General features: G+C 55.3%; 23 protein-coding genes and 3 pseudogenes. All 26 read right to left on the reverse strand.

All coding sequences use genetic code 11. The annotated features are described in order from the left end of the window. Positions 1-5: 5 nt before the first annotated feature. Positions 6-941 carry an acetaldehyde dehydrogenase (acetylating) gene (locus RVM24_RS08665; protein ID WP_061333804.1) on the reverse strand — a complete coding sequence of 312 codons (936 nt, stop codon included), beginning with the start codon at positions 939-941 and terminating at the stop codon, positions 6-8. Positions 942-965: 24 nt separating this feature from the next. Continuing rightward, positions 966-1751 carry a 2-oxopent-4-enoate hydratase gene (gene dmpE, locus RVM24_RS08670; RefSeq protein WP_061333806.1) on the reverse strand — a complete coding sequence of 262 codons (786 nt, stop codon included), beginning with the start codon at positions 1749-1751 and terminating at the stop codon, positions 966-968. Next, the gene (locus tag RVM24_RS08675) at positions 1751-2611 is read right to left on the reverse strand and encodes an alpha/beta fold hydrolase (protein ID WP_061333809.1); all 861 of its coding nucleotides are present in this window, start codon (positions 2609-2611) and stop codon (positions 1751-1753) included. Before RVM24_RS08675 ends, dmpE begins: the two co-directional genes overlap by 1 nt. 7 nt (positions 2612-2618) lie before the next feature. Continuing rightward, positions 2619-4079 (reverse strand): 2-hydroxymuconic semialdehyde dehydrogenase, encoded by a 1461-nt coding sequence (locus tag RVM24_RS08680; RefSeq protein WP_061333811.1) that lies wholly within the window; start codon positions 4077-4079, stop codon positions 2619-2621. Positions 4080-4125: 46 nt separating this feature from the next. Continuing rightward, on the reverse strand, positions 4126-5049 hold the full coding sequence (locus tag RVM24_RS08685) for a catechol 2,3-dioxygenase (protein ID WP_061333813.1): 924 nt from the start codon (positions 5047-5049) through the stop codon (positions 4126-4128). A 73-nt stretch (positions 5050-5122) separates the two neighbouring features. Further along, positions 5123-5383, reverse strand: coding sequence for a 2Fe-2S iron-sulfur cluster-binding protein (locus RVM24_RS08690; RefSeq protein WP_431475265.1), 261 nt, complete (start codon positions 5381-5383; stop codon positions 5123-5125). Positions 5384-5395: 12 nt separating this feature from the next. Next, positions 5396-5533 carry a hypothetical protein gene (locus tag RVM24_RS08695; protein ID WP_156471795.1) on the reverse strand — a complete coding sequence of 46 codons (138 nt, stop codon included), beginning with the start codon at positions 5531-5533 and terminating at the stop codon, positions 5396-5398. Between the two features lie 835 nt (positions 5534-6368). Beyond that, positions 6369-7370: a hypothetical protein gene (locus RVM24_RS08700; protein ID WP_061333819.1), complete on the reverse strand. Its 1002-nt coding sequence runs from the start codon at positions 7368-7370 to the stop codon at positions 6369-6371. 97 nt (positions 7371-7467) lie between these two features. After that, entirely contained in the window at positions 7468-8181 is a 714-nt protein-coding gene (locus tag RVM24_RS08705; RefSeq protein WP_061333821.1) for an ABC transporter ATP-binding protein, read from the reverse strand. Next, positions 8178-8954, reverse strand: coding sequence for an ABC transporter ATP-binding protein (locus RVM24_RS08710; RefSeq protein WP_061333823.1), 777 nt, complete (start codon positions 8952-8954; stop codon positions 8178-8180). Before RVM24_RS08710 ends, RVM24_RS08705 begins: the two co-directional genes overlap by 4 nt. A 1-nt stretch (position 8955) precedes the next feature. Then, a complete protein-coding gene (locus tag RVM24_RS08715) occupies positions 8956-9912 on the reverse strand; it encodes a branched-chain amino acid ABC transporter permease (protein ID WP_061333825.1) in 957 nt (318 codons plus the stop codon). Positions 9913-9925: 13 nt separating this feature from the next. Further along, on the reverse strand, positions 9926-10789 hold the full coding sequence (locus tag RVM24_RS08720; protein WP_061333827.1) for a branched-chain amino acid ABC transporter permease: 864 nt from the start codon (positions 10787-10789) through the stop codon (positions 9926-9928). Positions 10790-10896: 107 nt separating this feature from the next. Beyond that, a complete protein-coding gene (locus RVM24_RS08725) occupies positions 10897-12069 on the reverse strand; it encodes an ABC transporter substrate-binding protein (RefSeq protein ID WP_061333829.1) in 1173 nt (390 codons plus the stop codon). A gap of 268 nt (positions 12070-12337) precedes the next feature. Next, positions 12338-12508, reverse strand: a pseudogene (locus tag RVM24_RS08730) (transposase); the annotation flags it as partial. Between the two features lie 108 nt (positions 12509-12616). Beyond that, positions 12617-13372, reverse strand: a complete 756-nt coding sequence (istB, locus tag RVM24_RS08735) for an IS21-like element ISSpu5 family helper ATPase IstB (protein WP_061334047.1) — start codon at positions 13370-13372, stop codon at positions 12617-12619. Positions 13373-13383: 11 nt separating this feature from the next. Next, positions 13384-14925: an IS21 family transposase gene (gene istA, locus RVM24_RS08740; RefSeq protein ID WP_061334049.1), complete on the reverse strand. Its 1542-nt coding sequence runs from the start codon at positions 14923-14925 to the stop codon at positions 13384-13386. 177 nt (positions 14926-15102) lie between these two features. Continuing rightward, a pseudogene (locus tag RVM24_RS08745) lies at positions 15103-15579 on the reverse strand (transposase); the annotation flags it as partial. 578 nt (positions 15580-16157) lie between these two features. Beyond that, on the reverse strand, positions 16158-17195 hold the full coding sequence (locus RVM24_RS08750; protein ID WP_061333416.1) for an IS110 family transposase: 1038 nt from the start codon (positions 17193-17195) through the stop codon (positions 16158-16160). A gap of 181 nt (positions 17196-17376) precedes the next feature. Next, positions 17377-18330, reverse strand: coding sequence for an AraC family transcriptional regulator (locus RVM24_RS08755; RefSeq protein ID WP_431475266.1), 954 nt, complete (start codon positions 18328-18330; stop codon positions 17377-17379). A gap of 154 nt (positions 18331-18484) precedes the next feature. Beyond that, on the reverse strand, positions 18485-19636 hold the full coding sequence (locus RVM24_RS08760) for an IS1634 family transposase (RefSeq protein WP_156471779.1): 1152 nt from the start codon (positions 19634-19636) through the stop codon (positions 18485-18487). Between the two features lie 285 nt (positions 19637-19921). After that, entirely contained in the window at positions 19922-20707 is a 786-nt protein-coding gene (locus RVM24_RS08765) for a 1,6-dihydroxycyclohexa-2,4-diene-1-carboxylate dehydrogenase (RefSeq protein ID WP_061333417.1), read from the reverse strand. A gap of 10 nt (positions 20708-20717) precedes the next feature. Next, positions 20718-21731: a benzoate 1,2-dioxygenase electron transfer component BenC gene (gene benC, locus RVM24_RS08770; protein ID WP_061333418.1), complete on the reverse strand. Its 1014-nt coding sequence runs from the start codon at positions 21729-21731 to the stop codon at positions 20718-20720. A gap of 68 nt (positions 21732-21799) precedes the next feature. Next, positions 21800-22294 (reverse strand): aromatic-ring-hydroxylating dioxygenase subunit beta, encoded by a 495-nt coding sequence (locus RVM24_RS08775; protein ID WP_061333419.1) that lies wholly within the window; start codon positions 22292-22294, stop codon positions 21800-21802. Between the two features lie 3 nt (positions 22295-22297). After that, positions 22298-23656: a benzoate 1,2-dioxygenase large subunit gene (benA, locus tag RVM24_RS08780; protein ID WP_061333420.1), complete on the reverse strand. Its 1359-nt coding sequence runs from the start codon at positions 23654-23656 to the stop codon at positions 22298-22300. 212 nt (positions 23657-23868) lie between these two features. Beyond that, positions 23869-25237, reverse strand: a pseudogene (ltrA, locus tag RVM24_RS08785) (group II intron reverse transcriptase/maturase). Between the two features lie 456 nt (positions 25238-25693). Then, positions 25694-26971 carry a group II intron reverse transcriptase/maturase gene (gene ltrA / locus RVM24_RS08790; protein WP_061333421.1) on the reverse strand — a complete coding sequence of 426 codons (1278 nt, stop codon included), beginning with the start codon at positions 26969-26971 and terminating at the stop codon, positions 25694-25696. Positions 26972-26978: the final 7 nt, after the last annotated feature.

Genomic DNA, 26978 nt, shown 5'->3' on the forward strand with positions numbered 1-26978 from the left:
TCTCCTCAGTTGATCAGTGACTCGGCGATGCGCTCAGCGGTGCCCAGGGCAGCGGAGGTCATGATGTCGAGGTTGCCGGCGTAGGCCGGGAGGTAATGGGCGGCGCCTTCGACTTCCAGGAAGATGGAGGTTTTCAGGCCACTGAAACGACCCAGGCCCGGGACGTTCATGGGCTGGTCTTCCGGGATCACGTCAAACTGCACTTTCTGCTTGAGGCGGTAGCCGGGCACGTAGGAAGACACGGCTTGCACCATTTCTTCTACCGACGCTTCCACTTCCGCCTGGTCGGCGGCGTCGGACAGCACGTACACGGTGTCGCGCATCAGCAGCGGCGGCTCGGCCGGGTTCAGGATGATGATGGCTTTGCCCTTCTGGGCGCCGCCGACCACTTCAATGGCCTTGGAGGTGGTTTCGGTGAACTCGTCGATGTTGGCGCGGGTGCCGGGGCCGGCAGACTTCGAAGAGATCGAAGCCACGATCTCGGCGTAGTGCACTTTCGCCACGCGGGAAACGGCTGCGACCATGGGAATCGTCGCCTGGCCACCGCAGGTGACCATGTTGACGTTTCCTTCCTGCAGGTTCTGCTCCAGGTTCACCACCGGGACGCAGTAGGGGCCGATGGCTGCCGGCGTCAGGTCGATGATCTTGAGGCTTTCCTTATGGCCCCGCAGGAACACTTCGTTGTGCATGTGGGCGCCGGCGGAGGTGGCATCAAACACGATGTCGATGTCGGCAAATTCCGGCATCTTCACCAGGCCATCCACGCCTTCGTGGGTGGTGGCTACGCCCATGCGGTTAGCGCGGGCCAGACCGTCGGATTCCGGGTCGATGCCGACCATGGCGCCCATTTCAATGTGCTTGCCGTTACGCAGAATCTTGATCATCAGGTCGGTGCCGATGTTGCCCGAACCGATGATGGCGGCTTTCAGTTTCTTGCTCATAATCTTGTCCTCTTTCGGTCCGGATCAGACAAAGCGCACAGACGCGCTGCCAATCCCGCCAATGTCCACACGCATGGTGTCACCGGCTTTCACCGGCTCCAGCGGTACCAGGGAGCCTGACAGGATGACTTCACCTGCCTTCAGGGAAATGCCGAACTCACCCAGGGTGTTGGCCAGCCAGGCCACGCAGTTCACCGGAGAACTCAATGCAGCCGCGCCGGCACCGGTGCTGATGATGGAACCGTTCTTTTCCACCACCATGCCGCAGGTCACCAGGTCAACATCCCGGGGGGAGACGGCGTTGTCACCGAGCACAAACAGGCCACAGGAGGCGTTGTCGGCGATGGTGTCCTGAATGGCGATCTTCCAGTCCTGAATTCGGGAATCGACGATTTCGAAACAGGGCATGACGCATTCGGTGGCCGCCAGCACATCGGCGTTGGTCACGCCCGGACCGGTCAGGTCTTTCTTCAGAATGAAGGCGATTTCGCCTTCGGCACGTGGGGCAATCAGGCGGTCGCTGATAGGCACCACTTCACCGCTGTTGAACACCATGTCGTCGGTCAGGTAACCAAAATCCGGCTGGTGTACGTTCAGCATGTTCATCACCGCCTTGCTGGTGACGCCGATCTTCTTGCCGATAACCCGGGCACCGGCCTGTTGCCGGCGCTCAAGCATGCGCAGGGAGATGTGATAGGCATCGTCAATGCTGATGTCTTCGCCACGGCTGGTCAGCGGCGAAATAGCTTCCCGCTTGACCATGGCTTCGTACAGTTCGTCGCCAAACTGCTGGATCTTCTGCTTATCCATTACTTGTCTCCGGCAGCGGCCTGATCCGCTTCGTTCAGGAAATCGTTGACCAACCGGGCGAACCGGTCGGCGTGTTCAATCTGGGTCCAGTGGCCGCAGCGGCCGAACACGTGCAGCTGGGCACGATCAATCAGTTCCGCCAGCTTGTAGGAGGCATCCAGTGGAATGACTTCGTCTTCGCGGCCGTGGATGATCAGGGTTTCGTGTTGCAGGGCGCGGATGTCGTCCTCATTGCTGGCCAGTCCATCCACCCAGCGCTGGCGCGGGGCCGGGAACATGGCGGCAAAGGATTCCTGGAAGCCGGGGCGAACGCTGGCCTGATACCGCATTTCTGCCAGTTCGTCGGTCAACAGCCCCTTGTTGAAGGCAAATACATCCATCAACCGGCGCATGGTTTCCAGCGAGGGCTGGTAACCCCAGACTTCGTCCAGCCCCTTGGTGATCGGGAAGCTGACACCGACAGACCCCATCAACACCAACCGGCGAACCCGTTGCGGGTGTTCGATAGCCAGAGCCAGAGCGAGACCACCACCGAAGGAGTTACCCACCAGGTCCACCTGTTCCAGGCCCAGTTCATCCAGCACACCGATGGCGTGTTTCACCCAGCGTTCACGGTTGTAGACCTGGTCTTCGGGGCGTTCGCTGTAGCCGAAGCCCAGCATGTCCGGGGCGATCACCCGGCGATGCTTTGCCAGCTCGGGAATCACCAGGCGCCAGTTGGCCCAGGCGGTCACGCCGGGGCCGGAGCCGTGGATCATCATCAGCGGAAATCCGCCTTCGCCGTGATCGTGCAGGTTGGTCCGGTAGCCGGCGGCGGTAATCTCGCGTCCGATTTCCGGGCTGTCTACAGGTGCGTTCATGGCTACCTCACAATTTGATACAGACGTTCTTCATTTCGGTATAGAACTCCAGGGAGTGCACACCGCCCTCGCGGCCGATACCGGACTGCTTGCTGCCACCAAACGGTGTGCGCAGGTCCCGCAGGAACCAGCTGTTCACCCAGATGATGCCGGCTTCAATCTGTCCTGCTACCCGGTGCGCACGGCTCACGTTCTCGGTCCAGATCGCAGACGCCAGGCCGTAAGGCAGGCTGTTGGCCAGCTCAATCGCTTCTTCTTCGCTTTCGAACGGGCGAATGTGGCAACAGGGGCCGAAGATTTCGTCGGTAATCACCGCCGAATCATCCGGCAGGCCGGTCCAGATGGTAGGCTGCACCCAGGCGCCACCGGCATACTCTTCCGGCATGTCGGGCACACCGCCACCGGTCACCACCGTGGCGCCGTCGTCCACCGCTTTCTGGTAGTAGGACAGCACCTTTTCACGGTGCTTCAGGCTGACCAGCGGGCCGAAATTGGCCTTGTCGTCATCGGGCGGGCCGATACGCAGTTTTTCCGCTTCCGCTTTCAGGCGGGCGACAAACTCGTCAAAGATGGAACGTTCGACATAGACTCGTTCAGTGCCCAGGCACACCTGGCCACAGTTGACGAACGCAGAGCGCATGGTGCCTTCGATGGCCTTGTCCATGTCGCAGTCGGCAAACACCAGGCCGGCGTTCTTGCCACCCAGCTCCAGGGAGATATCCCGGATGCCCTTGGCGGCCGCCTTCATGATCACTTCGCCAGTGCCGGTTTCACCGGTGAAGGTGAAGCCATCCACGTCCGGATGGGCGGTGAGGAAGGCGCCGGCGGAATCGCCGCCGAAGCCGTGCACGACGTTGTACACGCCATCCGGTACGCCGGCTTCCTTCATCACTTCACCCAGCAGAGCGGTGGTGGTTGGGGTTTCTTCGGAAGGCTTAACCACCACGGTATTACCACAGGCCAATGCAGGGCCCACTTTCCAGGTCATCAGCAGCAACGGCAGGTTCCAGGGACTGATCACACCAATCACACCCTTGGGACGGCGCACGGCGTAGTTCAGCGCACCGCTGCCATCAGGTGTGGCCATTTCAAAGGATTCCGCCGGCACGTTCTTGACCATGTCGGCGAAGACTTTGAAGTTGGCCGCACCCCGGGGGATGTCGATGTGGCTGGCCATGGACTTGGGCTTGCCGGTGTCCAGGCACTCCGCCTCCAGAAACTCGTCAAAGCGGTCATTAATGCCGTCGGCCACCTTGTGCAGAATCCGGGTGCGCTCGTCCAGGGTCATCTTGCCCCAAGGGCCTTTCAAAGCGGCTCTGGCCGCTTTGACGGCCGCATCCACTTCATCGCGGCCAGCCTCATGAACCTTGGCAATCACCTTGCCGTTCACCGGGTTGACGTTGTCAAACAGCTTTCCGTTGGCAGAGCCGACGTATTGGCCGTTGATGTAGTGTTTGATCTCTTTCATTACGGCCTAATCCCGTAAAGTTGCATCCTGTTTAGGCGTTCCCAGATCAGGTCAACACCGTCAAGAAACGCTCGTTCAGTACCCGATCGTGGTAGAAAATGGCCTTACCAAGTTGTTCGGCCTGCCAGGTCACGGGTTTGTGGTCCGGGTAGAAGTAATCGCCGCCACAGAACACTTCGTTGCGGTTGCCGGACGGGTCAAAGAAGTAAATGGTCTTGCCGTGGGTCAGACCGTGACGGGTTGGGCCGATATCGATGGAGGTATCGGTCATGGAGATCAGGTCCGCCGCCCGCAGCACGTCTTCCCAGGTTTCCAGGAAGAAAGACGCGTGGTGGAACTTGCCCTTCTCTTCATGGTGAATGAAGGCAATGTCGTGCTCTTTCATGGACACCGTCAGGAACTGGGCGATCCGGGTGCCTTCCGGGTCGAGCACCTGCTCGGCCAGATCGAAGCCCAGAACATTCACGAAGATGTCGTAAACGGCGGCAAGCTCCGGTCCGTAAAACAGGCAATGGTCGAAGCGCACGGCCTTCATCCCTTGCAGGCCGCGAGGCCAGGCTTCAGGGTTGACGCTGGAAACGCCCCACTTGCCGGTATACTTCTTGTCGGCATAGAGCTCAAAGGCATGGCCGGAGGGGACGGTGAAACGCACGCGGCGGCCGCAATCCTTCAATTCTTCCGCCGGCACCTGCTCCACCTCAACACCGTAGGCGACCAGGTCTTTCTCCAGTTTGACCAGGGTGTCTTCATCCAGCACCTTGAAGCCCATGAAGTCGCAGCCGGGCTCGTCTGCCTCACGCAGTACCAGGGAGAACTTGTCTACCTCGGTCCAGGCTTTCAGGTACACCCGCCCCTGGTCGTCACGATCGGTTTCGATCATGCCCAGCAGCTCAGTGTAGTGTTTGACGGCTTCGCCCATATCGAGAACCCGGATCTGTACGTGGCCGGGACGCATTACACCTTTTTTCATGACAATCACCTCAACGGTTTTGTTGTTGTTTGCTTGGCAAGCGCCACCTCCGGCAGAGGCATACACTCGATGGTCAAGTCACTCCGCGGGTAGATCCGGCAAGCCAGGACCTCCCCTTTTCAACAGCTTCAGGAGGGGCATGCACTTTGCTCATCTTGCCGCACTCGAAATCCCCCTCCCGAACCCGGATCTTGCAAAAGCCGCAGCCACCACCCCGGCAGCCCACGGGCACACACTTCAATCCCCGTTGCTCCATAGCCTTGAGCACACTCTGGCCTTCCTGGCAGGTAAAGTGGTCACCCGTTGAGCGGTTGAACACCTGGAACCCGTCCATATCGCCTCCCGGTCAGATCTTCTTGGACAGGGCTGAACGCTGGGTGTCTTCCGCACCGTCAGCCGCTGTCAGGAATTTCTCCATGAAAATGATCCCTTCTCCGCCATGCAATCGTTTGCCGGAGCGTACAACGTCAGTAATGTTGGCCACGACGACTCCGATGTGAGGGACAAGACTCTGCGTATCGTCGGAATCAATGTGAATATTCATTCCGCAGAGTCTTTCGTTCCCATTAATGGACTGATAGTTTTACTGAATTCCAATAAGTTTGATGTAATAAAAAACCATCTATTTCTCCAATTGCTTCCAGGTACTAGGTCTGCCCAACCGTTGCAAAAGATACCTCGTCGGGTTACGCAGTTAATTGTTCGGCTATTCGGCATCGCAGAAGGTGATATTAGCGTTGGTAGCAACCAACCCTCGTAGAGTCGCCACAGGCTAAACTATCCCCGATTTTGAAACCTATGCAGAGCTTTACCAACCCTTCATAAACCAGTTTATGATTTATTACTAATGAGGAACAAAGTAGCCGAACAATTAAATATTTCAAGGTTGGCGTGTTATAGGAGTACAAAACGCCTAAATAACAATTAGTTATGATCGCCTTGAATTTTTCGAGTATTATATTGAGCTGTGTCCGGATATAAAGTTTCGCATTAGTAATAATAACCACATTTTACCCGAATGAAGCCGCCTCCATCGGAGTAATTTCACGACCAATCATACGTTGTAGCGCCCCACTTACATAAACAACCTTATCGTCAAACCTTTTCACAACTTTACTCGCTAATTTTTGAAATACTTGTCAAAGCCAAGCGTTAAGCCGCCTATCCCTGAAATACTTTCTGGACACCATCGTTCGTAAACGCCAACCTTGAACTGCCGCGATAATCAACCGTATGACGGGTAGTCCGACAGAATGGTGGAGGGAAGAAACTCTCCCTCCTACCGAATGGCACAACGTAGTCAATTCTGAACGATAAAATCAGAACGAGTACTTGGCCATCACCTCGACCTGCTGCCCCTCCGGAATCAACGGGCCGAAAACCAGGCTGTGCTTGCGCCACTCAACCCCAACTTCCAGTTCAGGAATAATGTTGTGGATCAGGTTGACTCGGTGGCCTTCATAATTGCTATCCGCCTGATCGTCCACCTCAACCTTTGTGTAAGCGATATTGGCACGCCACTGGGCGTTGAAGACATAGCGGAAACCGGCATTCAGGCCGGTCTGACTGACCGCGTCACCGTTTTCAACATCGTCGGACATGGAACCGTTCACACCGACACCAGAAAAGGCACCCAAGCCTTCACCATAGTGAGCGTTTAGATTCAGACTATGCCGATCAAACATGAACTGGGCGCCGATAGCGCCGCCAGCGACGAAATCGCCATTGTCCACTTCCCGCCCACTAGCGGTCAGGATAATCTTGTGACCACCGTCCAAGTTGAGATTATAGTTAACGGCAAGATCGGGGATATCAGCGTTATTGTAGATCGGATCCTGAGCAGTCACCCGGAATCCCGCAAATTCATAGCTAGCCAGAGTGGTACGGAAGTTCAGGCCAGCCAGCGTGCCACGCGGACCACCTAAGAAGTCGAGATAGTCGGTATGGGCGACGGCCCAGAACTGCCCCGTCCAGGTCTGCCCCACAGTTACATTATCAATTTTGATAAAAGCATGCCTAAGGCGCCAGTCGTTGTCCTCTCCCGGAAAGTCGCCCCCATAAAAGTCCCCTTCCACGAAGCCTACCACGGTGTGACCCTGCTTCTGGGTGACGGTTTTAAGATTGAAACGGGTTTGGTTGGCCCGGCCAAAGAAACGGCTGTCACCGGTTTCAGGGTCCTCGAAGATGCCTTCGGCCTTCACGAAGCCGCCGATGCTGAAGCTGGTGTCATTGTAGGTTCCGAGATCTACCGCCTGAGCGGCGGGTGCGGCGCTAAGACAAGATGTGATTGCCAGCGCGATAAGAGAGTTACCATAATTCATTGTTTTGTCCTCACGTATTATTGTGTAAGTAAACTATCGGTGATTCAGGAAAGGTTAAATATCCGATTTATGAATATTTCTATCCATTTTTTTCGAGTCACAGACTCAGTGCGGCTTCGACCTTTTCTTGGCTCTTATCAAGTTCCTCTGAGCATCCGTCAAAGTGCACTCTACCCTTGACCAGAACTAAATGCCGGTCACACAGTTTCCTGAGCGCCTTGATATTTTTATCCACTACTATGGTGGAAATGCCGGATTCCCGAATGGTGGCGATAACGCTCCAGATATCCCGGCGGATAAGTGGTGCTAGACCCTCGGTCGCCTCATCCAGAATCATCAGACTCGGATTCGTCACTAGCGCGCGTCCGATTGCAAGCATCTGCTGCTCGCCGCCGGAAAGTTCAGTGCCCAGATTGGACAATCGTTCCTGCAGTCGGGGGAAGGTCTCAAGCACACGATCATAATCCCAGCTTGTCTGGTCATCGCTGTTAGGCCTTGCGGCCATCTGCAGGTGTTCCTTCACGGTCAGGTTATGGAATATACCCCGATTTTCAGGAACATAAGCGATACCCAAACGCATACGCTTCCAAGTGGGGACCTTACTGATGTCCTCGCCGCAAAAATACACGTGACCGCTTCGGGGTGGCACGATGCCGAGAATGGACTTTAGCGTGGTGGTCTTGCCCATGCCGTTGCGACCCATCAGACTCATGGACTCTCCCTTGTCGAGCCGGAACGACAAGTCATGTAGTATATGGCTGCGCCCGTAAAGGGTGTTGATGTTGCTGACTTCTAGCAGTGCCGCGCTCATGCCGCATCCTCCTCTGCATCATCGTCTTCCCCACCCAGATAGGCTTCTTTCACCCTGGAGTCGAACCTTACTTTGTCGACCGTGCCGGTGATCAGATGACGGCCGTTGTCCAGTACCGTGAGCTGGTCGGAGAGCTCGAAAATGGCTTCCATGTCGTGCTCCACCAGCACGATGCAATATTTTTTCTTAAGTTCCTTGAGCAGCTCGATAATGCGCAGTGACTCCTCATGACCCATGCCGGCCATAGGCTCGTCCAGCAACAGAATGCAGGGATCGGTGGCCAGAACCATGGCGATTTCGAGCTGCCGCTGCTCGCCGTAGGAAATCTCGGCGGCAATGGTGTTAGCCCGACCCTCGAGACCCACCTTTGCCAGCGCCTGCTCGGCGGCTTTGCGCACCATCTGATTGCTGTGTCGAGAGGCGAATAGGTTGAAGTTACCGCCAAATTTGCGCTGCGCCGAGATGGCACAGTTCTCGATGCAGGTCACTTCCGGATAGATGTTAGTCTTCTGGAAACTGCGACCGATGCCCCGGCGCACAAATTTCCACGGTTTTAGCGTATCGACACGTTGGCCTTTGTGAAAGATACAGCCGGAGGTTGGTTTGAGCGTGCCGCAGAGAATGTTCAACAGAGTGCTCTTGCCGGCGCCGTTGGGGCCCACCACACCATGCAGTTGCCGGTCCCGGAACTGCAGACTGATGTCGCTGAGGGCCTTGATGCCGCCCCAGTGCTTGCTGAGGGCTTCGGTTTCCAAAACGATGTCGTTATCCATGTTATTTCTCCAGAAGCTTTTCGAGGTAGCCGGCAATGCCTCTGCGCAGCACGATGACCATCAGGATGATGGCGGAGCCCATGAACAGCAGCCAGTCTTCGGTCAGGTGCTCGAAGAAGTACTGCAGGCCTTCATAGGTGAAGGTACCAAGTATGGCGCCGTAGATGGTGCCCAGACCGCCCAGAATGGACATGACTAGCGCCATGCCGGACATCTCCCAAGCCAGAAAGGACGGGTTCACAAAACCGTATTGAAGGGCAAACAGGAAGCCGGCATAGGCGCCGAGAGTGCTCCCGATGACATAGCATGTCAGACGGAACGCGAAAATATTATAGCCTAGAGCCTCGGTGCGATCTGGGTTCTGCTTGGTGGCCTCGACGATTCGGCCGAAGCGCGAGCGCAGCACCACCTTGAAGAACACTAGGGTGTTGAACAGGGAAAACAGCGCCAGGTAGTAGAAATGCTGCGGATCATCCAAGTTCAGGAAGCTGAGGCCGAAGATATTGGTTTCTGGCTTCATGAAGATGAATACGCCATCATCGCCCCCGTAGTGTAGAGAGTCGAAGAAGTAATAGAACGCCATCTGGGAGATGGCCAAGGTGATCATAATGAAGTAGATACCCCTGGTGCGGAGCACCACTGCGCCGATAACTAGGGCGATCAAGGCGGCAATGCAGCAGATGTAGAAAGTGTACACCCAGAAATTCACTGCCTCGTATTCCGGTGAGAGGATGACAAACAGGTAGCCACCCAGACCATAGAACAGCGCGTGACCCAGAGTGATCAGGCCAACCCGACCGACCAGAAAATCCAGGGACATCACAAAGATCGACAGAATGATAATGGTGGTCACCTTGCCCACAAAAAATGAGTTCGACTCTAGGAAAAGTGGCATGAACAGAGCCACCATGAAGAACATCGGCACAATGATGCGCTCAGTGCGTTTCTCGAAAATCATGAAGGGCTCCCACTTACTTGGCGAACAGACCTTGGGGCTTCAACAGAAGCACCAGAATCATAAAGATGTAGATAATCATGTTGGATATGCTCGGCATCAGGACCGCGGCAAAGGTGCTAATCAAGCCCACCAGCAGGGCGCCCACGAAAGCACCCTTGATGGAGCCCATACCCCCGATCACCACCACCACGAAACATGTGATCAGCACACTTTCCCCCATTCCGGGAACGATGGAGCTCATAGGCGCAGCAATGATGCCGGAGACGGCGGCGAGCATGACCCCGATGGCGAAAACAATTGTGTAGAGGCTTTTGATGTTCACACCCAAGGCCTCCACCATCTCGCGGTTGGATTCCCCAGCGCGAATCAGCATGCCCAGGCGGGTACGGGACACCACGTAATACAGTACGCCAGCGATGGCCAGGCAAACCAAGGCCGCGAAAATGCGGTAAATGGGGTAGCTGGTGTTGTCGGTAAATGGAATGCCGCCGCTCAGGGCGACCGGTACAGCCACACCGTAGGGATCGTTGCCGAACAGGATGCTCTGCAACGAGTTGAACACGAAGATAATACCAATGGTCAGCAGCACCTGATCTAAGTGGTTGCGGTTATACAGCTGCCGGATCAGCAGACGTTCGATCAGAATGCCAAGACATAGGGCAATTACGGCTGAAAGCACCGCCGACACGGTGAAACTGTCGGTTACGGTAGTGAAGTACCACACCAAGTAAGCGCCCACCATGTACATGGAGCCATGGGCCAGGTTAAGGATGCCCATAACGCCGAATACCAGCGTCAGTCCGGAGGCAATCAAGAACAGCAACAAGCCGTACTGAAGGCCGTTGATGAGTTGTACGAAGAAGAGTTCGGTTGTCATAAAGGTACCCAAGGATGTTGCAGCGGACCCGGGCCGGGTCCGGAAGGGTGGTATGCATGGGTGACCCCGGACGGTGCCAGCCGGCCGGGGTAGGGTTTAACGGCGTATCAGAGATTGCAGCCGCGGGCAGGATCTTCCAGCGCTTCTGCCGCGATGCCCGTCACCACGTTCACGCCATCCATCACTTCCCGCAGGTAGATGTTCTGCACCGGGTTGTGGGCCCGGGAGAAGGTGAAGTCGCCACGGGGGCTGTTGATGGTCAGCTTCGCCATAGTGTCGATTACCGCCTGCTTGTCGCTGACATCACCGTTGAGCTGGTTGATGGTATTGACGATAGCCAGGCCGGCGTCATAGCCCTGAACCGCGTATATGTCAGGGTAGTGGCCGTACTCGGTTTTGAAAGCCTCTCGGAATTCCTTGTTCTTGGGCACGTCCAACTGCTCCGCATAGTGCAGTGTCGTGATTATACCCTCAGCAGCTTCACCCTGGGCTTCCAGCGTACCTTCGGTGAGGAAACCAGAACCCAGCAGTGGGATCTTGCCTCGCAAACCCATCGCGTCGTAGTCCATTACGAACTTAGTGGCCCCACCCCCAGCAAAGAACACGAACACGGCATCCGGTTCCTGGGCGGCGATGTCACTGATATGCGGTTGAAAGTTAGTCGACGGGAAAGGCAACAACACTTTTTTGACCACGTTGCCCCCGCCAGCCCTAAAGGATTCTTCGAAGGCTTCAAGGCTTTCCCTGCCCATGCCGTAGTTCCAGCTAATCAGGTAGACATCTTTATAACCTTTTTCAAGCGCCACATTGCCCATAGGGTATGACGGTTGCCAAGAGGAGAAGGACGTACGGAAAATATTTGGTGAACACAATGAGCCGGTTGCAGCAGAAACACCAGCGTTTGGAATAATCATCACGGTGTCCTTGCCCCGCAAAACATTTATCATCCCCATGGCTACGCCAGAATGAGATGGCCCAACAATAAAATCCGATTTGTGTTGAGATAAAAGGGATGTTGCTAATTCAGACGCTCTCGACGGCTTGGCTTCCGTATCAAGCGTAACGACGCTGATCGACACACCCAGAGGGTTATCGCCATACTCCTTTACTGCAAAGGACAACCCATCGAGTGCAGACCGCCCTGGCCCTGCATATATTCCGCTCAATGGCAGCATTACTCCAACTTTTACTTCGCTCGATGCGAATGCAGTATTAGCCACTATCATGCTCAGAAAATATCCCAATACAAGTGTTATTAAAGATATCTTAGGCTTGTTCATATTTTTAACTCCAATTCTTGTTTTATTGAGATTCTATTAGAAAACGTTACAGCCTTGAGTTGATATCCGTTTTGTGCAGAGGGTATCCTTACAATGCAGTTGCTTAGCCCGGATTTCTCATAGCCACCCAGCAATCTTCACAGATCGATTCCTTTAGCACCAGAGCCCAGCAATCAGGCTTGATCTGGTGATTATTTGATCACTCCCCAGCGTTCAGACGCACCACCCCCTTACCCCCATTGAGCCGGGCCGGGGGAGCCCGCAGCTTCTATCCGGGAACCAGCCGACGAACCAGATCCGTGAGTTCGTCTTTGTAAGGATAGCTGTCGCTCATGAGCACGCGGATTCGCCGGGTGTTGCGAATGATCACGGCACCGACCTTGATCAGTTTGAGCCTCAGATTGCTGGCGCTCATTCTCTCGAAGGGCGTCTTCTTCAAGTAGTGCGTAAACCGCTGAAGGTTGCCACCCATTCCACGTGAAGCCTGCCACCCGGACCGGAGCAAGGCTGCCACCCATCGGAGCGTAGCGACGCGGGGTTTCTCTTCTTACTCCGAAGTGTCGGTGGCCGTCAACTTTGCCTGCTGTTTTCGCATGGACTCGCCCCGCAGATTGATCTTGTAGGCGTTGTGAACGAGCCGGTCCAGAATGGCGTCTGCCAGCGTGGCGTCACCGATGATGCCATGCCATTCCTCGATGGGCAGTTGGCTGGTGGCGATGGTGGCGCGCCGGCCATGTCGGTCTTCCAGCACCTCCAGCAAGTCTCGTCGGTTCTCTGCGCTCAGCTTCATCAACCCCCAGTCATCCAGGATCAGCACGTCGACCTTGGCCAGGCTGGTCAGGAGCTTTGAGTATTGGCCATCGCCCTTGGCGATGGCCAGCTCTCGTAGCAGCCGGGTCAGGCGGACGTACTGGGCGGTGTAACCCTCTCGGCAGGCTTTGTGTGCCAGTGCACAGGCCAGCCAGGTTTTCCCGACCCCGGTGGGGCCGGTGATGAGCACGTTCAGGTGTTCCTTCACCCACTGGCAGCTGGCCAGACTCTGGATAAGCCCTTTATCCAGGCCCCGCGAGTTCCGGTAATCAATGTCTTCGAGGATCGCGGCGTGTCGCAGCTTGGCCCGACGCAGCCGGCTGGTCATACGCCGGTTGTCTCTTTCGGTCATTTCCCGGTCGACCAGCAGGCCAAGGCGCTCCTCGAAGCTCAGGTCGGTAATGTCGGGGGTAGCCGATTGATCCGCCAGGGCGGCCGCCATACCAGTCAGCTTGAGGGCGTGGAGCTTATCCAGTGCGGGATGTTTCAACATGTCAGGTTCCTTCAGTGATAGTAGGCGGGGCCGCGGATGTTGTCGTGTGTGTCGGGTAAGGCCAGTTCTTGTTGCTCTTCCAGGGGCTGCTGATCCAGACGGTGTTTGAGGATGGATTCGATGCTCTTGTATCGGCAACTGCCCAGCATCAGGGCGCGTTGGCAGGCGCGTTCTAATCGTGCCTCGCCGTAGCTCTGGCCCAGCCGGAGAATGCCCAGGCAGGACCTATAGGCCTGCTGAGGGTGCTTTCTCGCCCCCAGCGCGGCGCGGATGAGCTTTTCAGTTGCCGGTCCGATCTTGGTAGCCCACGCGATCAGCCGTTCCGGTGACCACTCGCCGGCCTGGCGATGGGATTCCGGCATGTGCGCGGCGATGGTGGTGTGCCGTCCCTTCTGGTCTGAGCGCCGGTGGCTGGCGATCCGGTTGCCTCGGTGGAAGCATTCGATGGTGTTATGGGTGATCCGGACCTCCACTTCTTTCTTGATCAGGGTATAGGGCACCGAGTAGTAATGGCCATCGATGGCGACGTGGTAGTCGATGTGTACCCGGGCTTTTTTCCACTCGGCGTAGACATACGGCTCGGCGGGTAGCGGTTGTAGAACCGGCTGGTCCAGCTGTTTGAAGTGATCAAGCCGGCACCCGGGCAACTTGCGGAAGGGGCGGCTATTGAGCTTCTCCAACAGCTCACGGATGGTGGCGTTGAGCTGCCCCAGGGAGAAGTGTTGACGGTGGCGCAGGGCCGCCAGTATCCAGCGCTCGACGATCAAGACGCCGCCTTCCACCTTGGCCTTGTCACGGGGCTTGCGAACTCTTGTCGGGACAACGGCCACACCATAATGGCCAGCCATATCCTGATAGGTCGGATTGAGGTCCGGCTCGTAGCGATGGGCCTTGCTGACGCCGGAGCGGAGGTTGTCCGGAACCACCAGTTCCGGCACGCCGCCCAGGAACTCGAAGGCTCGGGTGTGGGAGCCGATCCAGTCCGGCAGGGTCTGGCTCCAGGTGGCCTCGGCGTAGGTGTAATTGGACGCGCCCATCACCGCCACAAAGACTTGCGCCTCATGGATCTCACCGGTGGTGCGGTCAATAACGGGCACCGTGTGCCCGGCATAGTCCACGAACAGCTTCTCACCGGCCCGATGGTCCTGCCGCATCACCAGATCCAGCTTGCCTTGCCAGGCCCGGTAATGGTCGCAGAACCAGCTGTACTGATAACCGTCCGGGTTGGCTTGCCGGTACTCCTGCCAGAGCAGGAACAGGGTGACATTCTTGCCCGTGAGTTCGTCGCGGATGTGTTGCCAGTCGGGTATACCTCTGGCCTGTGCCGGCAGATCCGGTGGTGGCGGGAACAACCGCTGCTCCAACTGAGCGTCACTCAGATCCTCTGGCAACGGCCAGCCAAGATCCTCTTCGGCGGCACGCCGCAGATACTCGCTCACGGTGGGGCGGCTGATGCCGCAGGCTGCGGCAACCTGCCGGTTGCTCAGCCCTCGCTCCCACTTGAGGCGAAGGACTTCTTTGATTTTACGCATGGATAACCTCTTCGCTGGCATCTGGCCCTCTCCGGATGAAAAGGAGCAGAGTACCGTTAGTTATCCCGCGCCGGACGTTTTGATGGGGAAATCAGGCAGCTTGCCAGGGTGGCAGCTTTGCCGTGGAATCAGTGGCAGCTTTCGTGTGGAATGGGTGGCAGGCTTCGTCTGGAATCAGTGGCAACCTTGGTCTGGAATACGCAAGTAGGTCCGCAGTCGCTCGAACAGTGTGTAGGCGAACCCTGACAGAATCAGCCGCCACTGATTGGTCCACCACTGTGTGCTGGAGGTGCGATCCGCAAACAGGCACAGCTGCTGGTCTTTAATCCGGTTCTCCATGTCACCCCGGGCGCAGTACTGCTCGTAGTAGAGCTTGAATCCATCGTCGTAACGGGAACTGATGATGAACCTTGGATTGGGTCCTAGTTCGCCTTCTTCCAGACGCGCCACCACCCAGCGGGGGTGTTTCCAGGTTCGGGCCTGATACTGGAACCGGTAGGTGGCGGAGACTTTTTCACCCAGTTCGTTGTGAGCTTTGCGAATCAGCATCGAGGCTACATCTACCTCCTTGAGCAGCCGGCTGTTCTTGCTGATGCCCACCAGATAATCCACATTATTCCGGTCGCACCAGCTCAGCAATCGGGGGCGATAGAAGCCGCTGTCACCCCGGAACACGCACATTCGCAACACCCGGCGAATCCGCGTGCTCATGAGCGACAGCTATCCTTACAAAGACGAACTCACGGATCTGGTTCGTCGGCTGGTTCCCGGATAGAAGCTGCGGGCTCCCCCGGCCCGGCTCAATGGGGGTAAGGGGGTGGTGCGTCTGAACGCTGGGGAGTGATCAAATAATCACCAGATCAAGCCTGATTGCTGGGCTCTGGTGCTAAAGGAATCGATCTGTGAAGATTGCTGGGTGGCTATGAGAAATCCGGGTTAGGGCAAGTGGGTCGATTTAACACGTATGGACTCCTCCTCTTTTGCAAGCACTTTGTTCGATCGCGATGAAGGTACGACTGCCTACGTGTATCCGGTCTCTCCAATGATGCCCTATAGATGAGCATCGGACCCTGATGGGCTATCCGCGCGCCGGTTCCCATACGCTTACACGAGCTTTGGGCTCCGCGTCCATAAAGGGGTTTCCCAACGCCGGTCCGACCTGTTCGCCATCAATCAAAATGCTGTGCAATCGTGGTGTGGGCCTCTCCTACAGGTTTTCAGGTTGTTTCTCAGGCTCGCTGCTTAGCCGTCACTCAAGCAGCAGCCGTTGCAAGTCCTTCGTCGTAGGTTGATTCATTGTGCACCAGCGCCCAGGCAATGCGGGCTGTTTTATTGGCCAATGCCACCGTGGCCACATTGACGTGCTTTCGTGACGCCAGGCCTTTAAGCCAACGACTGAGGCCGTCGTCTTTACCATCAACATGTCGCAGCACGGCCCGTGCCCCGTGGACAAGCAATTTGCGTAAGTAACTGTCGCCTCGCTTGCTGATCCCTAGCAGACGATCCCGGCCTCCAGTACTGTGCTGTCTGGGCGTTAACCCGATTGATGCGGCAAAGTCCCGCCCTCGGCGAAACGCCTTGCCATCTCCTAGAGCACCGGACAAGGCACTGGCCGTCAGTGGTCCTACGCCGCGCAGGGTCATCAAGCGTCGCGCCACAGGGTCCTGCTTGACACTCTCGGCAATTTCTTCGTCAAGTGCCACAATGCGATCATCCAGGTATCGGAGATCTTCAGCCAGCCCATTGAGCAGGATTCGGAATCTATCACTAAGCCCATTCTCTGCGTCCTCCAGCCATCTTGATAAGGCGTTGCGCATCTGCTGTATGCCCACCGGGGCCACGATGCCATACTCACCAATCAGTCCCCGGATCTGGTTTGCCTTGGCAGTACGCTGGCTAACCAGCTCTTCACGGATGCGGTGCGCTGCCTGAACATCCTGCTGGGCAGCGGTCTTCGGAGCGGCGTAACGCATGTTCGGGCGGCTCATGGCTTCGCATATTGCCTCAGCGTCCACACGGTCATTTTTGTTACTTTTGACGTAGGGTTTGACAAACTGAGGTGCAATCAGTCGCACTGGATACCCCCGCCTTTGGAGTTCACGAGCCCAGTGGTGAGCAGAGGCACAGGTCTCCATACCAATTTCCGTACCGACCGGCACTTTGCGGCTGAGCGCATTCAGCCACTTATTTCGAGAATATTTGCCTTGCCATCGAGTTTGACCGTGGCGGTCTACGCCATGGACGTGGAACACTGATTTGGCAATATCAACACCGACGCGGATAATGTTCATGTGGACTTCTCCTCATCTCCTCGATGGTTGATTGTTCACTCACCATTTTGGCACGTAGATGCCGGTTAGGTGAGGAGGAGTCCATCCCATTGCTTACATTCCCATTAGTAACAGGAAAATAACGTCTGAAATTCGAGTTTGCTGCTGCCTTGAAACAACATCGACAAAAATCGCCGGTTATTCAACAGACCTTCCTTAAAGTTTTTGAAGGCGATTCACCAAACAACCTTTTGTAGTCAGAGGACAGCCGACCTAAGTGAGAAAATCCATAATCTAGAGCAACCTCCGTAACATTCCTTACTGAGCCGTTTAGCAAATCCTCTCGAACTCTATTAAGTTTTTGATTCTTTATATAATTTTTTGGTGTTGTCGATAATGTCTTAGAAAACAAAGAATAAATCGAACGAACACTAAGATTTGAAATCTTACTCAACTCATCTATGGTGATGTCTTTTTTTATATTTTTTTCTATATATCTAGAAATTTCTTCTATCTGAGGATGAGGTCTGTTGAGGTTTTTTTCAATCGGAACATTATTATCGAATGTACAAAGTATTTTGTTTATCACAGCTTCTTTATAAAAGTCAAAAGCACCAAAAATCTCTGCGTCACACCCTCCAGCTTCCAGTAAAACTGCCTCAAAAAGTTTAACTAATGATGGAAATCTTAAAAGGTTTACTGGTCGTCGCGCGAAACGAACACCTGGCTTCGGGAGACAACCTAGCTCAGAAAGAACAGTAGTCTGAATGGAGCTTTCAGGTATATTAACAATTAACTTTTCACAGTCAGAAGAATATTCAAGTATTATTAACTCGAAAGGATTCAGCATTATAGCATCACCCACCCCTAAGAGAACTCCCTCATAGCCAAAAGATACATAACACGTGCCCCTTGTAATTATCTGCAAGTGAAATACACTTTCGAGCTCAGGACTTTTTACTCTCACCTCGCTACCATAAGAAATTGAGGTTAACCCAAGTCCTGAAAATTCCTTGAAACCCAAACGTGACCGAGCAGCATCACACTTTATCACCTCTAAAGTATGACGACCAACCTTTTGATTCACAAATTCTGAAACAGCTTCCGGGCGAGCAAAATTAAAACGCAGTGGAAGGCTAAAGATTTCCAGAGTCATTTTAACCTCCTTTTTTTATTTTAAATTTTTATTGATATTAGTCAAATTTAAAAGATAATACAACAGAGGAGTTTACGCAATGCCTGAATCCCGAGTTCGACAGATAGAAGCGTAAACTACTGATTAGCCTGAAAACGCGTTGTCAAAATTGGCACTACAAGCGTGATGCAGCAGGAGCCGGCAGGCCAATCGCCTCGAAAAGGTCGCGTTGTTCAGGCTTCAATTTGGTCAGGCCGCTCGCCGTCTCGCGACGGTGAAGCAGGACCTGGTGGAACTGGATCTTGCGGGCAATCTCCAGTGCCCGCGTCGGCGACAGCGGATGATTGCTCGCCTTCAGCCGCATCCTGAGCACCCGGTAAAGCACCAAGGCGAGGAAGCAGATCAGGGCATGAGCGCGGATGCGATCCGGTAGCCGGTGGTAGACCGGCGCGATCTCGATGTCGCTCTTCAGTACTCGGAAGCCGCGCTCGATGTCTGCCAGCGCGCGGTAGCGCTCTACGATCTCCAGCGGGTCGTGGTCGGCCATGTTGGTGACTAGCAGCAGCTTGCCGTCCATCATCCTAGCGCGATCGAGCGCGCGCTGATCCAGGACATAGTTGAACGTCTCGGCGGTCAGATCGACCTTCAGGATATGCCCGAGGTGAGCATCGGTCACGGCCTTGTAGAACCTGGCGGTGACGCCGGCATCGGAGAGCTTTCTGCCGCGATAGCGACGCCCCGGCACCGCCAGGATGAATTCCAGTTGAGTGCGATCCAGTGCCTGGATCTGCGTTTTTTCGTCAACTGACAGCACCAGCGCGTTATCAGGCGGATTCAGATACAAGCCAACGACATCGAAAACCTTCTCAGCAAAGTCCGGATCATTGCTTATTTTGAAGGTTTTTAGCCGGTGCGGTTTCAGGTCAGCAGCTTTCCAGATCTGATGCACTTGCCAGCGACTGACACCGGCATGTTCGGCCATCAACCGGACGCTCCAGTGGGTAGATTCCTTGGGCAGCTTTTTGACCGTGTCATCAAGAATTGACTTGACCTTTTTCCGGTCCAGCTTCCTGGGCTGTCCGGGCCTTGGAGCATCTTGCAGGCCACTCAGGCCCTGCTCGATATAACGGTTACGCCACTTGAAAACGGTGGGCGTACTGGTCTCCAGTCGCTCGGCCACCGTTTTCGGTGATTCGCCATTATTCAGAGCCAGAACGATCCGAGCGCGTTGAACAAGATTCTGACTTAATGTGCTTGTCCGTAACCAGCTTTCCAGCTCTAACTGATCATTTACGGTAAGATTAAAGGGTGCTGGTTTCCGCGCCACAAAAGGATCGCCAAGCCGGTGAAAAACGACCTGAATTATAGCACATTTACGCTAAGGAATTACCCGGACGGGACACTAGTCACACTTACTAATGCGAAACTTTGTATCCGGACACAGCTCAGCATAATACTCGAAAAATTCAAGGCAATCATAACGGATTGTTATTTAGGCTTTTTTTACTCCTCTGAAACGCCAAACTTGAAATATTTAAGTGTTCGGCTACTTTGTTTCCCATTAGTAAGGCAAATGGCTTGACCTAAGCCCTGCTTGGTTTGGATTAAACGGTCAGCCCTGATACCCCCCCCCCACCGGCAGTACGGCACCGGTAATGTAGGAAGCTTCATCAGAAGCCAGAAAGAGTATGGCGTTTGCCTGTTCTTCCGGAAAGCTATAACGCTTCATGAATGTCGAATCGATAGTTTGGTCAACAATTGCCTGATACCACTCCTTCTCCTGCTGACTCATGGTTTCATTGTTGCGCGGAATCCTTCGTTCACCCACATCGGTTCCGCCTGGCGCCACCGCATTGACCCTGATACCGTGTTTTGCATTCTCAAACGCCATGCACACGGTCATAGCGTTCACACCTCCTTTCGCCGCTGCATAAGGCACTCTGTTAAGTGATCGGGTTGCGAGGGAGGACACATTGACGATCACACCACGCTGTTGCTTCTGCATTTGCGCCAACACGGCGTGACAGCACCAGAGGGTCGGGAACAGGGAACGGCGAATCTCGGCTTCGATCTGACCCTCTTCGTAGGCTTCATAGGGCTTGGCCCAGATGGTACCGCCTACGTTGTTGACCAGGATGTCGATGCGACCGAAATGACTGACGGCTGCATCCATCGCTTTGCAGGCCCCGGCATACAGCTCCAGATCGGCATTTATGATATGGACATCAATAGCTCCTGCAGTCAGGGCCTCTTCGGCCACCTCTGCAACAATTTCAGAGCGGTCCACCAGCACCAAAATAGCTTTCTCGGCGGCCATCTGAAGGGCTACAGCGCGACCAATTCCCTGGGCCGCCCCGGTGACAATAACTACCTTGTTTTCAAAGCGTTCAACTCTCATGGAATCCTCCTCATTTACTGGCTGCAAACTTTTCATAATGGAAGCTGGCTGGCTGAATGCCATTTTCCTGCATGTAGCTACTCACCGCTTCCACCATAGGCGGCGGACCGCAGAGGTAGATATCCACATCATCGCCATGCAGATGATCAGGATTCAGATGGTTAGTGACATAGCCTTTTCGCGGCCAGTCGCTCTCTTCTGAAGCGACGCAGGCGCTGAAGCTGAAGTTATCGATGGCCGCAGCAAATGCTTCTAATTTTTCTATCTCCACCAGGTCGTTGTCACGGGTAACACCATATATCAGATGGATCGGGTACTGACTGCCGTCCTGCTGAATCTTCTCCAGCATCGCCAAAAAAGGCGCCAGACCGGTACCGCCAGCCAGCATTAAAATTGGACGCTTGATATCGCGAAGGTAGAAGCTGCCAAAAGGACCGCGCAGGACGATGCTGTCGCCGATACTCGCCTTTTCAGTCATATAAGTACTCATCAGACCATCAGATACCACACGCATCAGAAAAGAAACCGAATCGTCAACCGGGTTGACCAAGGAGCTGAAGGAGTAAGATCGGGACTGGTCAGAACCCGGAACCAATACGTTGACATACTGCCCTGGCAAAAAGTGCATGGCTGACAACTGATCACCGGCAACAGTAAAAGACAGCGTGGAATCGGAGAGACGATTGATGCCGGACAGTTTGGCATGTACATCCACCTGCCGACCCTGTACACAAACTTCGGATGATGCCGGCACAGTAACCACACAGTCCGATTCTGGAATCATGCGGCAAGTCAGCACATAGTCCTGTTTTGCTTCCTGTTCGGACAGCGCATCCTCTACATAACCATCCATCTCATAGCGACCTGATTCGCAATGACATTTACAGGTACCACAGGCACCGTCACGGCAGTCTACTGGAATATTGATCCCGGAACGATAGGCGGCATCCGCAACCGTTTCCATCGGCATTGGAATAATGAAATGGGTTACACCGTCTTCAAAGTTAAGTGCTACTTTATACATTGTAATGTCTCAGTCCCCTCTAAGGGTGTCAACGACACCCCGAGGGAAGTTCATCATATTGGCTGGGATCAAAGGTGATAGATATCAACAACCTGATGGATACAGTCATTCTTAAGCACGATCTTCTTGCGCTTGATCTTCAGCTTGCCGTCTTCGCTACGGACCAGAATGACGAACGCGCAACCAAAGTAGGTATTCACGGTATCGTGGCGAACGCTGTTGGTCACCCAGTTGTAGCGTACTTCAGCGTCACTGTCTGATGCGGTGGCCACTTCCAAATTACTCAGCATATGCAGGGTACGCGGCTCTGGCTGTGAACTAGAGCTGGAACGACCGGTCTGGAGGCGAAACACTCGGTCTTCCAGACCGTCACGGCGAGCATAGTACATCAAGGAGATTTCGGACTGAGGATCCTCGGTCAACTCACCGTCAACGTCCCAGCTCGGCACCCAGTATTCGGCATCCTTGGCATAGTGCTCAAGCCACTGGTCATAGTCCTTGTCATCGAGGCAACGCTGTTCGGAATACAGAAAATCACGGATTTCGTCGTAGCTGATATTCATGAATTACTCCCCCTTTTCCTTGCGTACCGCTTCCGCCATCACTTTCTTCCAGTACTGATGCTGAACGATGTAGAGCCCCTCATCCTCAGACTTGACACCACTCATCACAGGATGCAAACCGATCTCCTTAGCCTCCTCATCCTGACCGTCGATCCAGTGCTCGGCACCACGGGACATGTCATTCCAAGGCAACTTCATACCATTGTAACCTTCTTGACAAGCGCGGAACTCTTCCAGATCATCTGGGGTTGCCATGCCTGAGGCGTTGAAGAAGTCTTCGTACTGACGGATCCGATGCGCACGCTCTTGCGCAGCTTCGCCCTTAGGCCCGAAGCAGTAGATAGTCACTTCGGTTTTGTCGACGGAAATCGGACGGAAGTGACGGATCTGTGTGCTCATTTGATCCATAAGGAACATATTCGGGTACAGACAAAGATTGCGCAGCTTGCCGATCATCCAATCGGCACGACTGGCACCGAAACGCTCAACGAGCTCATCACGACTTTCATACAGGGAACGATCCTGGGGGTTAGGCCAGCTCAGCCACAGCAGAATATGGCCGTGTTCGAAGGCATAAAAACCGCCTTTTTGCTTGTTCCAAGAGGAGACATCCATCGCCTTAACATCATCTGCAGACATGCCAGTTTTACGGCGAGCGGTGGTGGCAACGTAGTTCCAGTGCACTGCGGAAACATGGTAACCATCGGCACCGTTTTCGGCCTGCATTTTCCAGTTACCGTCATAGGTATAAGTCGACGCACCGCGCAGCACTTCTATACCTTCCGGCGACTGATCAACGACCATATCGATAATCTTAGCCGCTTCGCCAAGATGTTCAGTCAGAGGCTTGACATCGTCGTTCAGCGAGCCGAACAGGAAGCCGCGGTAATTCTCCAAGCGGACCCTTTTCAGGTCGTGAGAGCCATCGCAGTTGAAGGACTCCGGGTAACCGGCGTCGTCGGGATCCTTGACCTTGACTAGCTTGCCGGAGTTATTAAAGCTCCAGCCGTGGAACGGACAAGTAAAGACGGCCTTGTTGCCCACCTTCTTGCGACATAGCACAGCACCACGGTGACTGCAGGCGTTAACAAAGCAGTGTAGCTCACCATCCTTATTGCGGACGACGACGACGGGCTGACGACCAATGTAACTTGTAAAGTAGTCATTTGGATTGGCGACCTGGCTCTCGTGGGCCAAATAGACCCAGTTGTTTTCGAAGATATACTTCATCTCCATTTCGAATAGATCAGGATCGGTGTACATGTCGCGTCGAACTCGATACAGGCCTTTCTCTTTATCGACGTCCATCATGTTATCGACGTCTATCATGCCCCTATCTTTTGCTATCAGATTGTCTTGCATGGTGATACCCTCCTTATTGACCTTTTTCACTGTAAATAAGGATGCCTGCACTCAATATCCAGCTAGCGTATATCTTTGTCCCTTATCTGCAGAGGGTGCACTTTAATGTGCACTATCAGTTTGATAGGAGGGGGGGGGGAACCAATAGGTTCCGCCCCTCCCACACCACCCGGCATGCGGGTCCGCACCGGGCGGTTCGAGAAGTTGAGGTTTCACGAGAGTCTCGGCACTCCCAACCGATCGAAGTAGGCAATGGTCAGCACATGATGGATGGCAGAGCGACTGTTATGCCACCAGCGACGACTCAGCGCCGCCACGGATTCCGCAACCCAGGAACTCGCGCCTAAGCGGATCAGCTCCCGGTAGATCGTCTTGCCCCGTCGCCACTGCCGAAGGTGGAGCATTCTCAGACGACGACGTATCCACTCATCCAGTGATCGCCAGATGCGTGGCGTTTGCGCCAGCCTGAAGTATCCTTTCCAGCCAAGCAGATAGCGGCGGAGATTCTCCACCACCTGTGCCATGCTGCGCCCCCCCTGATCCTCGGGTCAGTTGCCTGACTCTGAGCTTGAACGCCTGTAACGCCTTGGTGGATACCGCGCGTCGGACCTCCCCGTCCCTCGTTTGCCACAAGGCATAGCCGAGGAACTTACGCCCGAACACGCGGGCGACTGCACTTTTGGATTCGTTGATCACCAAGCGCAGTTTGTCGTAACACCGGCGTAGCAGGCGCATCACCCGTTCTCCCGCTTTGTGACTGCGAACGTAGACGTTGCAGTCATCGGCGTAACGGGCGAAGCAGTGCCCCCGGCGTTCCAGCTCTTTATCCACATCGTCCAGCAGAACGTTGGCCAGTAACGGCGACAACGGCCCGCCTTGCGGCGTGCCCTCATGCCGATCCATGACCACGCCACCATCCATGATACCCGCGTTGAGATACGCACGCACCAGCCGGATGACTCCGGGATCGTTTATGCGTTTTTTCAGGCGGTCGATCAGGATGTCGTGGTTAACCCGGTCGAAGAACTTCGACAGATCAACGTCCACCACGATATGGCGGCCTTGCTGGGCGTAGCGCTGCGCAGCCAGAACCGTATCCTGGGCCCGTCGGCCCGGGCGGAAGCCGTAGCTGTGCTCGCTGAAGGTGGAATCAATCAGAGGTTGCAGCACTTGTAGCAGTGCCTGTTGAATCAGACGGTCGGTGACGGTGGGGATACCCAGTTCCCGCTCACTGCCGTCCAGTTTCGGGATGCCTACCCGACGGACGGGTTGTGGTTGGTAGGAGCCGCTCAGCAGCTGCTGGCGAAGCTCCGGCCACACCCATCGCAGGTGTTCCGCGGTTTGGGTAATGTCCAGCCCGTCCACACCTGCCGATCCTTTGTTGGCCTTCACGCGCTTCCATGCCCGTTGCATATTCTCTCGTGCGAACGCCTGCGCAAGCAGGTTTCGCCCTGCGCCCTCCGGTTCTCGTCGCGGGAGTCCTGCTTCATCACTGGTCACGGCCGGCAAGGCTTCACCTTCCCTTGTTGCAACCCGCCCCGCTGGCGCGGGCATCTGATGCGTTACAGCGCTCATCGACAAGGCGTTTGACGCTCCTTCTCGTTCAGCCCTTCGCCCTGTGTTAGCGGCTACTATGGCCTCTGCTGACTTCTCGCTCCGCGTGACCACGTCGCCCTTTCAGGCATGAGGCGAGATCTCCCCGGGTAAGAACACACTCCTTCACCGCACAACCGCCGGATTTACACCACTTCGCCTTGGCCACAAGAGCTTCGCGGCTTCTTGCCCGCTCGCCCTGCTTGGCAGTGCCTCGTATCCGATTCTTGTTCATCGGCTCACGGTTTATGCTCCACGCTTCCTCCCCACGGTCGGTCGCCCTTCCGCAGTTGCGCTTCACTTCGTTCGCTGTGGCCAGCTCACGGGAGGACTTGCACCTCCAGGAGTGCGCCCGTGCCGGGCGCACATCAAGTAGGGTGAGGCGTCACCGCCTCATCCCTCTCACAGAACCGTACATACGGGCCACGTATACGGCTCATGCCATTAACTTACCCCGAATTCGGGGACAGTGATGCCGGTTCTGACCTTGGTCGGATCCACCAACCGTAAGTCATTATGCAGATAGGCATTCGGGATTGCATGGTGGGCCAGCGGTGAGGCCGCATTGCGCCAGCTTTGCATCTTGATGTACCGAAACGGAGGCTTGTAGCCCAACTGTTTCAGCCTCCGATGCAACCGGCCCGGTCTCTTCCACTGTTTGAGCTGGATGCAGCGCAGTCGCCGTCTTAACCAACTCATAACCTGCTTTAGCACCCGCGCACAGTTAGCTACCCGGAAGTAGTTGACAAAGCCCCGTAGCACCGGGTTCAGCTCGCGGATGATCGCCGCAAGTCCGACGCCCCGGTTTCGCCTGGTCAGCGCCTTCAGCTTCTGCTTGAGTGTCACCACCTTCTTGTCCTGGATGCGTGTGTAGTTCGTGTAGATCACCACACCCAGGAACTTCACCCCCTCATCGCTGTTGGCGATGTGGGTCTTGGTGGCGTTAACTGTCAGCTTCAGCTCCCCTTCCAGGTAGCTTTGGGCCACCCGTAACGCATTGCTCGCCCCAGCTCGGGAGGCGCAGAGGATCAGGATATCGTCTGCATAGCGGACAATCCGATGCCCCCGCGCTTTCATGAACTGGTCGAAGGCGTCCAGGTAGACGTTCGCGATCAGCGGACTGATCACGCCGCCCTGCGGGCTGCCCAACGTCGTGTCTTCAAGGTGGTACCCCACCATCACGCCGCTTTCCAGGAACTGGCGCAGCAGTGACAGAACACTGCCGTCCGTGATCCGTCGGCGGAACTGACGGATGATCAGGTCATGGTTCAGGGTGTCGAAGCATTTCGACAGGTCCATATCCACTACCCATGTCCGTCGGTAGCGGCGGACGAATAACTCCGCCTTGCCGATGGCGTGGTGACCACTGCGGCCCGGACGATACCCGTAACTCGACGGGTGGAAGTCCGGCTCGAAGATCGGTTCGATGATTCTGCGCAACGCCTGTTGCACAACCCGGTCCCGAACCGTTGGAATGCCCAGCAAACGTTCACCACCGTCGTCCTTGGCGATGGCCACACGCCTGACCGGGTGCGCCCGATAGCGCTTTTCCTTCAGTTCGAGTAACAGGCACGACAGCTCCACCTCCAGATTCGCCTCAAACGCACTCAGGCTCTGCCCATCGATTCCGGCCGCACCCTTGTTGCGCTTGACGTGCCTGAAGGCTTCATACAAACGCTGTTTTGACAGCAGCTGTCCGTACAAGCTGTAGTAGGTCCTCATGCCTGCT

Source organism: Marinobacter sp. KM021 (genome assembly GCF_050707965.1).
GTDB lineage: Bacteria > Pseudomonadota > Gammaproteobacteria > Pseudomonadales > Oleiphilaceae > Marinobacter > Marinobacter shengliensis.